The 15415-nt window shown below is 66.9% G+C and carries 13 protein-coding genes and 2 tRNA genes; 14 read left to right on the top strand and 1 reads right to left on the bottom strand.

The genetic code is table 11. The features are described from left to right. The first annotated feature begins 341 nt into the window (after positions 1-341). The 4 genes from lon (at position 342) to O9344_RS09280 (ending at position 4663) form a co-directional block, all read left to right on the top strand. Positions 342-2765, top strand: coding sequence for an endopeptidase La (gene lon / locus O9344_RS09295; protein ID WP_298475620.1), 2424 nt, complete (start codon positions 342-344; stop codon positions 2763-2765). A gap of 161 nt (positions 2766-2926) precedes the next feature. Further along, complete coding sequence (locus O9344_RS09290; RefSeq protein WP_170118223.1) at positions 2927-3238, top strand: HU family DNA-binding protein; 312 nt, start codon at positions 2927-2929, stop codon at positions 3236-3238. A 124-nt stretch (positions 3239-3362) separates the two neighbouring features. Continuing rightward, positions 3363-3438 (top strand) — tRNA-Val (locus O9344_RS09285). A 127-nt stretch (positions 3439-3565) separates the two neighbouring features. Further along, positions 3566-4663: an AbrB family transcriptional regulator gene (locus O9344_RS09280; protein ID WP_298475617.1), complete on the top strand. Its 1098-nt coding sequence runs from the start codon at positions 3566-3568 to the stop codon at positions 4661-4663. A gap of 52 nt (positions 4664-4715) precedes the next feature. Here the strand turns inward: O9344_RS09280 and O9344_RS09275 are convergent, their stop codons facing one another. After that, positions 4716-6695: a methyl-accepting chemotaxis protein gene (locus O9344_RS09275; protein ID WP_298475614.1), complete on the bottom strand. Its 1980-nt coding sequence runs from the start codon at positions 6693-6695 to the stop codon at positions 4716-4718. Between the two features lie 244 nt (positions 6696-6939). Here O9344_RS09275 and O9344_RS09270 point away from each other — a divergent pair. The 10 genes from O9344_RS09270 (at position 6940) to O9344_RS09225 (ending at position 15355) form a co-directional block, all read left to right on the top strand. Beyond that, positions 6940-7016: transfer RNA gene (locus O9344_RS09270), tRNA-Asp, on the top strand. 387 nt (positions 7017-7403) lie between these two features. Continuing rightward, the gene (locus tag O9344_RS09265; protein WP_298475611.1) at positions 7404-8603 is read left to right on the top strand and encodes an outer membrane beta-barrel protein; all 1200 of its coding nucleotides are present in this window, start codon (positions 7404-7406) and stop codon (positions 8601-8603) included. A gap of 274 nt (positions 8604-8877) precedes the next feature. After that, a complete protein-coding gene (locus O9344_RS09260) occupies positions 8878-9255 on the top strand; it encodes an NADH-quinone oxidoreductase subunit A (protein WP_298475608.1) in 378 nt (125 codons plus the stop codon). A 10-nt stretch (positions 9256-9265) separates the two neighbouring features. Next, positions 9266-9847: an NADH-quinone oxidoreductase subunit B gene (locus O9344_RS09255; RefSeq protein WP_298475605.1), complete on the top strand. Its 582-nt coding sequence runs from the start codon at positions 9266-9268 to the stop codon at positions 9845-9847. 9 nt (positions 9848-9856) lie between these two features. After that, on the top strand, positions 9857-10456 hold the full coding sequence (locus O9344_RS09250) for an NADH-quinone oxidoreductase subunit C (protein ID WP_298475602.1): 600 nt from the start codon (positions 9857-9859) through the stop codon (positions 10454-10456). Between the two features lie 2 nt (positions 10457-10458). Then, complete coding sequence (locus O9344_RS09245; RefSeq protein WP_298475599.1) at positions 10459-11643, top strand: NADH-quinone oxidoreductase subunit D; 1185 nt, start codon at positions 10459-10461, stop codon at positions 11641-11643. After that, the gene (gene nuoE, locus O9344_RS09240; RefSeq protein ID WP_298475596.1) at positions 11640-12686 is read left to right on the top strand and encodes an NADH-quinone oxidoreductase subunit NuoE; all 1047 of its coding nucleotides are present in this window, start codon (positions 11640-11642) and stop codon (positions 12684-12686) included. The genes O9344_RS09245 and nuoE overlap by 4 nt, the downstream gene beginning before the upstream one ends. Positions 12687-12690: 4 nt before the next feature. Next, positions 12691-13992 carry an NADH-quinone oxidoreductase subunit NuoF gene (gene nuoF / locus O9344_RS09235; protein ID WP_298475593.1) on the top strand — a complete coding sequence of 434 codons (1302 nt, stop codon included), beginning with the start codon at positions 12691-12693 and terminating at the stop codon, positions 13990-13992. Positions 13993-13996: 4 nt separating this feature from the next. Next, positions 13997-14452, top strand: coding sequence for a hypothetical protein (locus O9344_RS09230; RefSeq protein WP_298475590.1), 456 nt, complete (start codon positions 13997-13999; stop codon positions 14450-14452). 156 nt (positions 14453-14608) lie between these two features. Continuing rightward, positions 14609-15355 (top strand): hypothetical protein, encoded by a 747-nt coding sequence (locus O9344_RS09225; RefSeq protein WP_298475587.1) that lies wholly within the window; start codon positions 14609-14611, stop codon positions 15353-15355. Positions 15356-15415: the final 60 nt, after the last annotated feature.

Raw genomic sequence — 15415 nt, 5'->3', positions numbered from 1 at the left:
CCCTTTTGCGTTGCGGCAAGGCCTCTCCGCCGGCCGAATGTGGCTTTCCTGCCGAAGGTTCAGACCGCCATCCGACCTATCCCCGGCGCGCCTTGACACCCGGGGTGTGCACCGCCACCTAATGGTGACCGACAGACCCCGGGGCAGGAGTTCCGCCCGAGGTCGGCCAAGCGCCTCGAGACCTCCGAAGGAAGCCGCCAGAGCTTCCGGGCCGGCCTCAATCCCGCCGCCGCCCCCGCGCTTCCGCTGCGTGACCCTTTCCCCGGATCATCCGAGCGCCGCCGTCGGCGCGGGCCTTCACGGGCCGCTTCGCGGCGTGTCGACGAAAGGACGAGTGAATCATGAGCGATGCCAAGAAGCGTCCGCCCCTCAACCCCGGCGAGGTCAAGACCTTCCCGGTTCTGCCGCTGCGCGACATCGTGGTCTTCCCCCACATGATCGTTCCGCTCTTCGTCGGCCGCGAGAAGTCCATCCGCGCGCTCGAAGAGGTCATGCGCGCCGAGACGCATATCCTGCTCGCCACCCAGAAGAAGGCGCAGGACGATGATCCGGAGCCGGACGCGATCTACGAGATCGGCACGCTCGCCTCTGTGCTGCAGCTCCTGAAGCTGCCTGACGGCACCGTCAAGGTCCTGGTCGAGGGCGTGTCGCGCGCCCGCATCGGCGCCTATTCCGGCCGCGAGGAGTTCTATGAGGCCGAGGCCAGCGCGGTTGCCGACGAAATCGGCGACAAGGTGCAGGTCCAGGCGCTCGCCCGCTCGGTGGTCACCGAGTTCGAGGGCTATGTGAAGCTCAACAAGAAGGTCTCGCCCGAGATCGTCTCGGTGGTCAGCCAGATCGAGGAGCCCTCGAAGCTCGCCGATACCGTGGCCTCGCATCTGGCGGTCAAGATTTCCGACAAGCAGGCGGTGCTGGAGACGATCGACGTCGCCAAGCGCCTCGAGAAGGCGCTCGGCCTGATGGAGAGCGAGATCTCGGTGCTGCAGGTCGAGAAGAAGATCCGCACCCGCGTCAAGCGGCAGATGGAGAAGACCCAGCGCGAGTACTACCTCAACGAGCAGATGAAGGCGATCCAGAAGGAACTCGGCGACGAGGACGGACGGGACGAACTCGCCGAGCTCGAGGAGAAGATCAAGCGCACGAAGCTCTCCAAGGAGGCCCGCGACAAGGCCAACCACGAGCTGAAGAAGCTGCGCCAGATGTCGCCGATGTCGGCCGAGGCGACGGTTGTCCGCAACTATCTCGACTGGCTCCTGTCCCTGCCCTGGGGCAAGAAGTCGAAGATCAAGAAGGACCTCCCCGGCGCTCAGGCGATCCTCGACGCCGACCATTTCGGCCTCGGCAAGGTGAAAGACCGCATCGTCGAGTACCTGGCGGTGCAGCAACGCGCCAACAAGCTCACCGGCCCGATTCTCTGCCTCGTCGGCCCGCCCGGCGTCGGCAAGACCTCGCTCGGCAAGTCCATCGCCAAGGCGACGGGGCGCGAGTTCGTGCGCATCTCGCTCGGCGGCGTGCGTGACGAGGCCGAGATCCGCGGCCATCGGCGCACCTATATCGGCTCCATGCCCGGCAAGATCATCCAGTCGATGAAGAAGGCGAAGACGGCGAACCCGCTCTTCCTGCTCGATGAGATCGACAAGATGGGCCAGGACTTCCGCGGCGATCCCTCCGCGGCGCTGCTGGAGGTGCTGGATCCCGAGCAGAACACGACGTTCAACGACCATTACCTTGAGGTCGATTTCGACCTGTCGAACGTGATGTTCGTGACGACGGCGAACACGCTCAACATCCCGCCGGCCCTGCTCGACCGGATGGAGACGATCCGCATCGCCGGCTACACCGAGGACGAGAAGCGCGAGATCGCCAAGAACCACCTGATCCCGAATGCCATCGCCAAGCATGGCCTGACGGCGAAGGACTGGTCGATCACCGACGAGGCGCTGATGCTGGTGGTCCGCCGCTACACGCGGGAGGCCGGCGTCCGTAACCTCGAGCGCGAGGTGTCCAACCTCGTCCGCAAGGGCGTGAAGGACCTGACGCTGACCAAGAAGAAGACCATCAAGGTGACCCCGAAGGTGGTCGAGGAATATCTCGGCGTGCCGCGCTATCGCTATGGCATGGCGGAGACGGAGGATCAGGTCGGCGCCGTCACGGGCCTCGCCTGGACCGAGGTCGGCGGCGAACTCCTCACCATCGAGGCCGTCATGATGCCCGGCAAGGGCCGCATGACCGTGACCGGCAATCTCAAGGACGTGATGAAGGAATCGATCTCGGCCGCCGCCTCCTATGTGCGGTCTCGGGCGCTCGACTTCGGCATCAAGCCGCCGCTCTTCGACAAGCGCGACGTCCACGTCCACGTGCCTGAGGGCGCCACCCCGAAGGACGGTCCCTCCGCCGGCATCGCCATGGCCACCGCCATGGTGTCGGTGATGACCGGCATTCCGATCCGCAAGGACATCGCCATGACCGGCGAGGTCACGCTGCGCGGCCGGGTGCTGCCCATCGGCGGCCTGAAGGAGAAGCTGCTCGCGGCGCTGCGCGGCGGCCTCAAGAAGGTCCTCATTCCCGAGGAGAACGCCAAGGACCTCGCGGAGATCCCGGACAACGTGAAGAACGGTCTGGAGATCGTCCCGGTGGCGCGGATGGACGAGGTGCTCAAGCACGCCCTCATCCGGCAGCCGGAGCCGGTCCAGTGGGACGAGGAGGCCGAGCCTCTTTCAGCCCGCAAGACCGATGAAGACCCTGCTGCCGTCGTCGCTCACTGACGCCTCAATCTGGAACCATTCCAAGCCCCGGGCCGCCAGGTCCGGGGTTTTCTGTTGAAAGTCCCTGGAATCGTCCACATGGCGGGCGCAAAGCCAGCATTTTCCTTGCTTTCGTGATCTTGGCACGGCAAACGAGACGCCCGTCGGCGACGGAATCGCGTATTCCCGGATCGGCGCAAACTGAAGGAGAACAGCCCGTGACCAAGAACGAACTGATCGCCGCGGTCGCCGAAGCCGCCAGCCTCACCAAGGCGCAGGCGGGTGCTGCAGTGGATGCCACGTTCGACGCGATCACCGCCACGCTGAAGGCCGGCGGCGACGTGAAGCTCGTCGGTTTCGGCGCCTTCTCGGTGACCAAGCGCGCTGCCCGTGAGGGCCGCGACCCGCGCACCGGCAAGCCCGTGCAGATCAAGGCCTCGAAGGCCCCGAAGTTTTCGGCCGGCAAGGGCCTGAAGGACGCCGTCAACTCCTGATCGGAGCGACGCATTCATGCAAAGCGCCGTCGGACATGGGTCCGGCGGCGCTTTTGCGTTCGCATCCCGACGCGGCTCCGCCCTTGTTTGGCGGCCGATGGCGGTCTACATGCGGACACGGCGAGGGCGGTTAGCTCAGTTGGTAGAGCGCCTGCTTTACACGCAGGATGTCGGCGGTTCGAGCCCGTCACTGCCCACCATCGCCTCCGGCCTGACGCGCCCCGCGCCCGCCGCAACGAAGCCCTGACACCGTATTTTTGCGCCTTCCGCCAGCGTGCCGCCATGCTATGCGCCGAAGCGCCGGACGAGGTGAGGGGGTGGCGTGACGTGACGAGTTGGCTTGCCGAGTTGCGCAGCGGGATCGCCGAGTTCGCTCCCTCGGTCTTTCCCTATCGCCGCTTCGCCCTGGCGCTCGCGCTCGGCATTATCGGCGGCGCGCTTTTCTACACACTCCGGCTGCCGCTGCCCTGGATGCTCGGGGCCATGACCTTCTGCACCATTGCCGCACTGGTGCGCGTGCCGGTCGCAGCCCCCGGCGTCATCCGCTCACCCATGTCGGCCATCATCGGCGTCATGCTGGGCTCCGGCTTCAGCCCCGCCATCATCGGCCAGGTCTCGCAATGGATCGTGCCGCTCGCCGGGCTCGTCCTGTTCATGACGGCCTGCGGCACCTCGGTCGTCTGGTACTACCGGCGGGTCGGCGGCTACGACCGCGTCACAGCCTTCTTCTGCGGCATGCCCGGCGGCCTCGTCGAGATGGTCATCTATGGCGAGGAGCGGGGAGGGGATGCGCGCATCATAGCCCTCGTCCATTCGGCGCGCATCCTCATGGTGGTGATGACGCTGCCCTTCATCATCCAGTTCACGCAAGGCATCCGCCTCGACCGGCCTGTCACCGGGGTGTCGATGTTCGACGCGCCGCTCGCGGCCGAAGGACTGCTCATCGTCTGCGGCTTTGCCGGCGCCTTCCTCGGCCATGTGCTGCGGCTGCCGGCCAAGACGCTGCTCGGCTGCATGATCGTCAGCGCCGCGATCCACGTCACGGGCCTCTCGGACTTCAAGCCGCCATTCGAAATCGTCAACGCGGCCCAACTCGTCCTTGGCGTCGCCGTTGGCTGCCGCTTCGCCGGCACGGCAAGCCACGTGGTCTGGCGGGTCCTCGCACTGTCGGTTGGCTCGACCCTCATCCTGATGGCCTGGATGACCGCCTTCGCGCTGGTCGTGTCGCAGCTCTCCGGCTTTCCGGCGATTACGCTGCTGCTCGCCTATTCTCCGGGCGGTCTCACGGAGATGGCGCTGATCGCGGTCGCGCTCCATGCCGAGGTCGCCTTCGTCGCCGCCTTCCACATCATCCGCGTCTTTCTGGTGATGATCGCCGCGCCGCTGACCTTCGCCTGGCTGATGCCGGCGCGGCCGCCGTCCTGAAACGGCGAAGGCCCGCCGTGGGGCGGGCCTTTATTCGGGGGGGGCCGGCGCCTCAGGCGGCGCGGACAGCGGAGAGGAAGGTCTCGATCGAGCGCGAGAGCGCCTGCGACTGACCGGAGAGGCTGCGGGCGGCCTCCAGCACCGAGCCTGCCGAGGCGTTGGTCTCGGTGGAGGACTCTGTCACACCGGTGATGTTGTCGACCACATGAGCGGTGCCGGTGGCGGCCGCCTGGACGTTCTGCGAGATCTCGCCTGTGGCCGAGCGCTGCTGCTCGATGGCGGCGGCGACGGCCGAGGCATAGCGCGCCACCTCCTGCATGGTCTCGGCGATGGCGTCGATGGAGGTGACGGCGGTCGCCGTCTCCTCCTGCACCGCGCCGATCTGGGCAGCGATCTCCTCGGTGGCCTTGGCGGTCTGGCCGGCGAGCGATTTCACTTCCGAGGCGACGACCGCGAAGCCGCGGCCGGCCTCGCCGGCGCGTGCCGCCTCGATCGTGGCGTTGAGGGCGAGGAGGTTGGTCTGCTCGGCGATCGCGCGGATGAGGTTCAGCACCTCGCCGATGCGGCCGGCGGCGTCAGCGAGGACGCGGACGCGCTGGCTCGCCCCTTGCGCCTCGCTGCTGGCGCGCTCGACCACCCTGTTGGTCTGGCCGATCTGGCTGGCGATCTCGTTAATCGAGGCGGAGAGCTCCTCGGAGGCCGCGGCCACCGACTGGACGTTGTCGGAGGCCTGGCGCGAGGCGCCGGAGGCTTGGCCCGCCTGGTGGGACGCGGCGGCGGCAATGCTGGTGAGGGTGCGGGCGGTGTCCTCCATGCGGCCGGCATTGTCGCCGACGCCGGACAGGACCTCGCCGATCGACCCGGAGAAGTCGCGGATCAGGGCGTCGATGCGGGCCTGACGTTCCTGGCGGGCTTGGGCCTCGGCCTCGGTCTCGGCCTCGAGGCGGGCGCGGGCGACGGCATTCTCGCGGAAGACCTCGACCGATCGGGCCATGTCGCCGATCTCGTCCTGGCGGGCGGTCGAGGGAACGGCGACGTGATGGGTGCCGCTCGCGAGTGCGGTCATGGTGTCGTTGAGCTCGCGGATGGGCTTGCCGAGGTGGCGGGTCAGCAGCATCGCGATCAGCGTGCCTGCAATCGCCACGCCGAGGAGGACGCCAAGCAAGATCAGCATCGAGGTGTTGCGCGCACCCACGAAGGCGGTGGTGTCGACGGCGACCTCCAGCGTGCCGATGGGCTGGCCGGAGAAGTTGCGGAGAGGGCCTGCCAGCACCGCGACGGGACGCCCGCCAATGGTTGATTCCGTCCAGGCGCTGGTGCGCTGCATGGCGCCCTGGTGGATAGCGACATCCAGCAGCGTCTTCTCGGCGAAGGTCGCACCGAGGGAGTTCAGCTTGCCGTCCTGGACAAGGTGCATCGCGATATCGACCTTGAAGCGGCGCTTCAGGTCGTTGAGGAAGGGGACACCGAGCGCTGCGCCGACATCGGTCACGCCGACGATCTGGCCGCCGGAGCGCACCGGCGTCACGGCGAAGATCGAGACGTTGTCGCGGCCGGGCTCGATGCCTGTCACCACCGACCCTGAGGATACGGCGCTGCGAATGGTGTTGCGGCGGGCGAGCACGTTGTCGCCGAAGGCATCCGGCGCATGCACGCGGGCAAAGGCGGTGCCATCAGCCTTCTGGAAGGAGATCAGGCCAAGGCCGAGGCCGGTGCGGAAGGGTTCGCCGAGCTCCTTCATCGCAGCGAGAAGAGCCGGGCGGTCCCCGCTGGCGAAGGCTGCCGTGACGCGAGGGTCATTGGCGAGCGCGCGGGAGGCGGCCTCTGCGCGCTGCCCCTGTTCGGCCATCGCGGCGACCACGGCCTCGTAACGCTGGACCAGAGCCGATTCGATGGCCTGATCGGAGAGGGCGTCCTGCTGGAAATAGCTGGCACCGCCGACGACGCCTGCCGCCACGAGAGCCGTCGCGGTGACCGACAGGGTGAGTTTCGCGCCGATGCTGCGCAGTTGAAAGAGAGTTTTGAAAGTCATTGAGCGTCATTCCCGTCCAGCGCATTGGCGCGCCTTGTGTCCCGCGCCCAGTACACGCTTTGAGAGTTAACAAAGGCTGCAACGGCCCGTGCCTTATGGGCTTGGGGGTGATGCGTGGGAGGCTGCCGTGAAGCCATCGGGAGGGGGTTTCGCACCATCTCCACAAAGCGCCTTGACAGGCCGGTGAGGGTCCCGTAATTCCCGCGGCCTCGACCGGCGCACGTCACAGCGCGCCGAGCAGCGCGCGGGCGTAGCTCAGTTGGTTAGAGTGCCGGCCTGTCACGCCGGAGGTCGCGGGTTCGAGCCCCGTCGCCCGCGCCATTCGCTCCCTTGAGAGCACCCCTACAACACCATTGTCATGGCTAACGCGGCGCGGATCGCGCCGCCGTTCGCATTGCCTGATCGCCGTGGACCAACCTCGCGTTGCGTGCCGCTTGGTCAACAATGTGACACGCCTGTGGATGACCCAGCGTCTGTCGGTACCCAAATAGTGTAAATGAGGGTCTTCGACAGCAACATTGCGTCATGTAACCATGTTCCGATAATGTCGTAGATTCTCAAGCCCTCCCATGATGTATTGCAGGCCTCAAGACTGAGGTCGAAAATACAAAAATACTCAGGGAATGGTTTGTCATGCGTTTTGTCACCGCTTCGTCGGTCCTGTGTTTGGCGCTTGCCCTGGGGCAGGCCGAGGCAGCTGACCTAGGTGTGCCGCGTTCCCCGGTTGCTGCGACCGTCGTTGCTGACGGTTTCTCCTGGACGGCTCTCTATGGCGGCCTCCATGCCGGCCACGGCTTTTCCAACACGTCCATTTCGGTGCCGGGCCTGGCGAGCTTTTCGGGTGTCGGTGCCAATGGCTGGGTCATCGGCGGCAAGATCGGTGCGGATTGGCAGATGGCCCAGCGTTTCGTCATCGGCGCGCTGATCGAGGGCGACCTGTCGCGGATCGACACCACGCTCGGCATCGTTGGCCTCACCGCAAAGATTTCGGCCGACCGCCGCTGGGCGGTGAGGGGACGCGCCGGCTACCTGCTGACCCCTGAGACCATGGTCTATGCCACGGCCGGCTGGAGCCAGGGCCACGCCACCGTCTCGGTGCTCGGCAATTCGCTCGGCCTGACCACCAATGGCTGGCAGGTTGGCGGCGGTGTCGAGACGCGGATCGCCGGCAACTGGTTCGCCCATGCCGAATATGTCCACACCTTCACCAATGCCATCAGCCCCATTCCCGGTTTGTCGCTGCGCCCCCAGGTCGGTACGGCCCGGGCGGGCGTGACCTACCGCTTCGGCATGGGCGGTTCGCAGCAGGCCGCCTTCGCGGCGCCGCGGCGGGGTGACTGGACCGGCTTCCATGTCGGTGTTCAGGGCGGCTATGCCTTCGCCAACACCACAATCAGCGTCCCGGGGCTGTTCAGCCTGCGCGGGCTCGGTGCCCAGGGCATCTTCGGTGGTGTCCTTGGCGGCTACGACCACCAGTTCGCCGGCACGTCGGTGGTGCTCGGCCTCGAGGCCGATGCGAGCCTGTCGGCGGCGAAGACGACGCTGACTGCCGGCCCGATCGGCGCCTCGCTTGCCGGTGACTGGGATGTGGGCGTGCGGGCCCGCCTCGGCTATGTGCTCGGTGGCTCGGTGATGCCCTATGTCTCGGCCGGCTACGGCTTCACCCATGTGAAGCTGACCTCGCCGGTCTTCAACGCCAGCGACGTCACCCACGGCTTCCAGCTCGGCGGCGGTGTCGAGACCCTCATCACCCCGAACCTCAGCCTGCGCGCCGAATACATCCACAGCTTCGGCACGACACGCGACGTGATCGCCCCGCTGCGCTACCGCGTCGAGAGCGGCCGGGCGCGGCTTGGCCTGTCCTGGAAGTTCGGCGGCGAGACGGCCGCGGTGGTTGCCCGTTATTGACGGCCAGGGGCGGCGCCCATACTGGGCCCCCTCACTGGTCATTCGCCAAGGCCCCGGCGAATCGGGCCGCAAACCCCTGCAAGAATCCTGATGTGATCGCGCGACCGGATCGAGATTCCGTCACGCGATCCCATTTTCATAACGTTTCCAGGGAATGCGACTCTCGGAGGTCTGTCCGCTGCTTGCACCGCAACAGGGGAGGGAGTAAGGCATCCTCCATGTCGGCTCCGGCGGGGACTCAAGGCCCGGGGCAGGCCACGAAGGAGGCCCTGCGATGCAGGCTGCGACCCACGCTCTCCTGAGCGACTATTTGCCGTTGGTGATCTTCATCGCCCTGGCCGGCGTCATCGGCATCGGTCTCCTCGTCGCGCCCTTCCTCGTCGCTTTCTCGCGGCCCGACTCCGAGAAATTGTCCGCCTATGAGTGCGGATTCAACGCTTTCGACGACGCCCGCATGAAGTTCGACGTGCGGTTCTACCTCGTCGCGATCCTCTTCATCATCTTCGACCTCGAAGTCGCCTTCCTGTTTCCCTGGGCGGTGGCGTTCCGCGAGGTCGGTCTGTTCGGCTTCTGGTCCATGATGGCCTTCCTCGGCGTACTGACGATCGGTTTCGTCTACGAGTGGAAGAAGGGCGCCCTGGAGTGGGATTGAGGTTCTGACCATGGCCACCGCTCTCGATCGCGGCGATCCGCTCGTCGCTCCGGCCCCGAAGGGCCTCGTCGGCGCCGACGGGCGGCCGCTGGGTGCCGCCGATCCGTTCTTCACCGGCATCAACAACGAACTCGCCGACAAGGGCTTCATCGTCACGGCGACGGATGACCTCATCAACTGGGCCCGGACCGGCTCGCTGATGTGGATGACCTTCGGCCTCGCCTGCTGCGCGGTCGAGATGATGCAGCTCTCCATGCCGCGCTACGACGTCGAGCGCTTCGGCTTCGCGCCGCGTGCCTCGCCGCGCCAGTCCGACGTGATGATCGTCGCGGGAACGCTGACCAACAAGATGGCCCCGGCCCTGCGCAAGGTCTACGACCAGATGCCGGAGCCGCGCTACGTCATCTCCATGGGCTCCTGCGCCAATGGCGGCGGCTACTATCACTATTCCTATGCGGTGGTGCGCGGCTGCGACCGGATCGTGCCCGTCGACATCTACGTGCCGGGCTGCCCGCCCACGGCCGAGGCTCTGCTCTACGGCGTGCTGCTGCTGCAGAAGAAGATCCGGCGCACCGGCACGATCGAGCGGTGAGGGGACACGATGTCGCTTGAAGAGCTCGGCGAAACCATCAAGGCGGCGCTGCCCGGCGCCGTGACCTCCGCTTCGGTCGCCTATGGCGAACTGACACTGGAGGCAGAGGCGGGCGAGATCATCCGCATCCTCACCCATCTCCGCGACGATACGGGCTGCCTGTTCCGCAACATCATCGACATCTGCGGCGTGGATTATCCGGGGCGCCCCAAGCGCTTCGACGTGGTCTATCACCTGATGTCGCCGAAGATGAACCGCCGCATCCGCATCAAGATCCAGGCGGACGAGAAGACCCCCGTCGCTTCGGCGACCGACGTGTTCCCCGGCGCCCTGTGGTTCGAGCGCGAGACCTACGACCTCTACGGCGTGCTGTTCACCGGCCATCCGGACCTCAGGCGCCTGCTGACGGATTACGGCTTCGACGGCCATCCGCTGCGCAAGGACTTCCCGACCTCCGGTTTCGTCGAGGTCCGCTACGACGACGCCGAGAAGCGCGTTGTCTACGAGCCGGTGCGTCTGGCGCAGGAGTTCCGGCAGTTCGATTTCCTCTCGCCCTGGGAGGGGACGGATTACGTTCTGCCGGGCGATGAGAAGGCGAAAGCGAACTGACCATGGCTGAAGCCGAGATCCGCAACTTCACCTTCAACTGGGGCCCGCAGCATCCCGCGGCCCACGGCGTGCTCCGCCTCGTCATGGAACTCGACGGCGAGGTGGTCGAGCGCTGCGACCCGCATATCGGCCTGCTGCATCGCGGCACCGAGAAGCTGATCGAGACCAAGACCTATCTGCAGGCGATCCCCTATTTCGACCGGCTCGACTATGTCGCGCCGATGAACCAGGAGCACGCCTTCTGCCTCGCCGCGGAGCGCCTGCTCGGCATCGAAGTGCCGAAGCGCGGCCAGCTCATCCGCGTGCTCTATTGCGAAATCGGCCGCATCCTTTCCCACCTCCTCAACATCACGACCCAGGCTCTGGACGTCGGCGCGCTGACCCCGCCGCTGTGGGGGTTCGAGGAGCGCGAGAAGCTGATGATCTTCTACGAGCGCGCCTCGGGCTCGCGCATGCACGCGGCCTATTTCCGCGTCGGCGGCGTCCACCAGGACCTTCCGCCCGAGCTCGTCAACGACATCGAGGCCTGGTGCGATCCCTTCCTCAAGGTGGTCGATGACCTCGACGCGCTGCTCACCCCGAACCGCATCTTCAAGCAGCGCAACGTCGACATCGGTGTCGTCTCGCTCGACGAGTGCTGGGCCTGGGGCTTCTCGGGCGTGATGGTGCGCGGCTCCGGCGCGCCGTGGGACCTGCGCAAGTCGCAGCCCTACGAGTGCTATGCCGAGCTCGATTTCGACATCCCGATCGGCAAGAACGGCGATTGCTACGACCGCTATCTCATCCGCATGGAGGAGATGCGCCAGTCCGTGAAGATCATGCGGCAGTGCTGCAAGCTGCTGCGCGAGACGTCGGGCCCGGTCTCGGCCAAGGACAACAAGGTGGTGCCGCCGAAGCGCGGTGAGATGAAGCGCTCGATGGAGGCGCTCATCCACCACTTCAAGCTCTACACGGAAGGCTTCCACGTGCCGGCCGGCGAGGTCTATGCGGCCGTCGAGGCGCCGAAGGGCGAGTTCGGCGTCTATCTCGTCGCCGACGGCACCAACAAGCCCTATCGCTGCAAGATCCGCGCTCCCGGTTTCGCGCATCTCCAGGCCATGGACTTCCTGTGCAAGGGCCACATGCTGGCGGACGTCTCCGCCATCCTCGGCTCCATCGACATCGTGTTCGGAGAGGTTGACCGGTGAGCGTTCGCAGACTGGCGCCAGACGAGGTCCAGCCGGCCTCCTTCGCCTTCACGGCCGACAACCTGGCCTGGGCGCAGCAGACCATCGCCAAATACCCGGCGGAGCGGAAGGCTTCTGCCGTGATCCCGCTTCTGTGGCGGGCGCAGGAGCAGCACGCCTATTGGCTGCCCAAGGCGGCCATCGAATACATCGCCGACATGCTGGACATGCCGTATATCCGGGTGTTCGAGGTCGCGACCTTCTACACGATGTTCCAGCTGCAGCCGGTGGGCAAGAAGGCCCATATCCAGGTCTGCGGCACCACGCCCTGCATGCTCCGCGGCGCCGAGGCCCTCATCAAGGTCTGCAAGAGCCGCATCCATCACGAGCCCTTCCACCTCTCCGAGGATGGCGACTTCTCGTGGGAGGAGGTGGAATGCGCCGGCGCCTGTGTGAACGCGCCGATGATCCAGGTCTTCTCCGACACCTATGAGGATCTGACGCCGGCATCGCTCGAAAAGATCCTCGATGCTTTCGCCCGCGGCGAGACGCCGACCCCGGGGCCCCAGAACGGCCGCCATGGCGCCGAGCCCGAGGGCGGGGCGCTGACCCTGCGCGACCTGCCGTTCAACGCCGCCGGCACGGTGGTGGCGGAGAAGCCGAAGGCAGCGCCTGCTGCTCAACCGATCGAGGCTGGCCCCTCGGCCGAGGCCCTCGCCCTCGCGGCGAAGGAAGAGGCGGAGATCAAGGCGAAGCTGGCGACGCTCGCCGCTGACGCGACCCCTGAGCAGAAGGCCGATGCCGTCGGCACCCGTCCGCAGGGCCTTGCGAGCGCACGGTCTGGAGCGTCCGACAAGCTGCAGCGGATCAAGGGCATCGGCCCGGTGAACGAGGGCAAGCTCCATGCCCTCGGCATCTTCCATTTCGACCAGATTGCCGCCTGGACCCGCGAGGAGATCCGCTGGGTCGGCACCTATCTCGCCTTCCCCGGCCGCATCGACCGCGAGGAATGGACGGCGCAGGCGAAGTCACTGGCGGCCGGTGGGCCGTCGGCCAAGGAGTGATGTGATGCTCGCCGACAAGGACCGCATCTTCACCAACATTTACGGGTTCCACGACAAGAGCCTGAAAGGCGCGATGGCGCGCGGGCACTGGGACGGGACCAAAGGCTTCATCGACCAAGGCCGCGACTGGATCATCCAGCAGATCAAGGATTCGGGGCTCCGCGGCCGCGGCGGCGCCGGCTTCCCAACGGGCCTCAAATGGTCGTTCATGCCGAAGCAGTCGGATGGCCGGCCGCACTATCTCGTTGTCAATGCTGACGAGTCGGAGCCGGGCACCTGCAAGGACCGCGAGATCCTGCGCAACGACCCGCACACGCTCGTCGAGGGCTGCCTGATCGCCGGCTGCGCCATGGGTGCCCATGTCGGCTACATCTATGTGCGCGGCGAGTTCATCCGTGAGCGCGAGGCGCTGCAGCGCGCCATCGACGAGTGCTATGACGCCGGCCTGCTCGGCAAGGGCAACAAAAACGGCTGGGACTTCGACCTCTACGTCCATCACGGCGCCGGCGCCTATATCTGCGGCGAGGAGACGGCTCTGCTCGAAAGCCTCGAGGGCAAGAAGGGCCAGCCGCGCCTTAAACCCCCGTTCCCGGCCAATATGGGCCTCTATGGCTGCCCGACCACGGTGAACAACGTCGAGTCGATCGCGGTGACGCCGACCATCCTGCGCCGCGGCGCAACGTGGTTCTCGTCCTTCGGCAAGCCCAACAATGTCGGCACCAAGCTCTTCTGCGTCTCTGGCCACGTGAACAAGCCGGCGACCTTCGAGGAGGCCATGTCGGTGCCGTTCTCGGAGCTCGTCGAGAAGCATTGCGGCGGCATCCGCGGCGGCAAGGACAACCTCCTGGCCGTCATTCCCGGCGGCTCGTCGGTGCCGCTGGTGCCGGCCGAGCAGATCTGGGACGCGGCGATGGATTTCGACACGCTGCGCGGCCTCAAGTCCGGCCTCGGCACGGCGGCCGTCATCGTCCTCGACAAGTCGACGGACGTGGTGAAGGCCATCACCCGCATCTCCTACTTCTACAAGCATGAGAGCTGCGGCCAGTGCACGCCGTGCCGCGAGGGCACGGGGTGGATGTGGCGGGTTCTGTCGCGCATGTCGGAGGGCCGCGCCCAGAAGAAGGAGATCGACATGCTCCTCGAGGTGGCGGGACAGGTGGAAGGCCACACGATCTGCGCGCTCGGCGATGCCGCGGCCTGGCCGGTCCAGGGCCTCATCCGGCACTTCCGTCATGAGATCGAGAAGAAGATCGACGCCTATTCGGCCAACCCGCACGGCGAGCCCGTGCGCATCGCGGCGGAGTGACACCATGACCCGGTCCGGCATCCTCGTCCTTGCAGGTCTTGCCCTCGGCGGCTGCGTCACGGCGGCGCCGCCGCCCCAACCGACCGGCACGGCGGAGCTGCGGGTGACGATCAACACCACGCCGGACTATGTCCGTCAGGCCATCATCGCCCGCGCCGCCGCCCGCGGCACGGCCGGCACCTCGCCGAACGCCCGCACCATCGTGCTGGAGCGCGAGATCCCCGAGACCACCGCTGCGCTCGCCGCCGTCTGCGGTCCGCACAAGCCGGGTCGCCGCGTCCAGGTGGTGCTGACCACCGACCGCGCCGGTCCGCGCACGGTGGTCACCGAGCGGCGCTTCCTCATCGACCGCGGCGGGCCGCGCTGCGCCGTGTTGCTCACCCCTGACGACGTTGCCGCTGGCAATCGCTCGCTCGCCGAGTTGAAGGCCCAGGCCGAGACGCAGTTGGCGGGGCGCTGACGCCATGACGTTCCGCCCCGCCCATCGCTGCATCGCACCGGCCGCCCCCCGCGGCTGGATCGCGTTCGGCCGGGCGGCCCTGCCTCACACCCAGACCCGGAGCACCCGTCCGGACAAGGCCCAGTGCATTGTCGCAACCGAGACGGAGGACCGGCCATGAGTGCTGCAGCCAAGGACGTGCGTGCATCGCAGGACAAGGCCGCGCTGGATGCGCTCGCCGGCCCCGCCATGGCGGCCATGGTGCTGCCGACGACCATGATGATGAGCGGCTTCGTCGCCGCCTGGGGCGTCGGCATGGCCTTCGCCCGGGCCTTCTCAGTCTCCGCCAACGAAGCTGCCGCCCGGTCCACGACACCGGCTGCGCGTCTCGTCGTCTCCAATCCCGAGTCCGCTGTGGAAGCCGCCAAGCCGGCGCCCGCCAAGCCGACCGGTACGCCGCCGAAGCCGTCGACCCCCGGCGGCACGCCGCCGAAGCCGAAATCCGCCAAGTCCGTTTCGCCGAAGGACGCTCCGGCGAAGCCGAAGGTGGTGTCGCCGAAGGAGGCCGCGCCCGCGGCGAAGGTCGTTGAGGTGAAGCCGCCCGTCGCTGAGGTGCCTGTCGCCGAAGCCGCTGTGGCCAAGCCCGTCGATGCCAAGCCCGTCGCTGCCAAGCCCGTCGCCAAGGCCTCCGCGAAGCCGGCGGGGACAGATGCGATGTCTGCTGGCTCGGCCGCGGCCGCGCCGAAGGCGAAAAGCGCGGTGGCATCAAAGGCCAAGGCCGCTGCTCCCGCCGCGAAGACGACGAAAGTTGTCCCCATCGCGGCAAAGCCGATGACAATCAGGACCACATCGACAGCCAAGGGCATTTCCCTGCCCAAGCTGTCGATCCAGGACAAGCCGGACGGCAAGACCGGCAAGGACTGACCCATTCCGCCGGGCCTTTGGGGCCGGCGGCCGAACCCCAGGCGGCGCAAGCCGCCGCGA

This window comes from Phreatobacter sp. (assembly GCF_027532945.1).
Taxonomy (GTDB): domain Bacteria; phylum Pseudomonadota; class Alphaproteobacteria; order Rhizobiales; family Phreatobacteraceae; genus Phreatobacter.
This window is presented reverse-complemented; position numbering and strand designations above follow the sequence as displayed.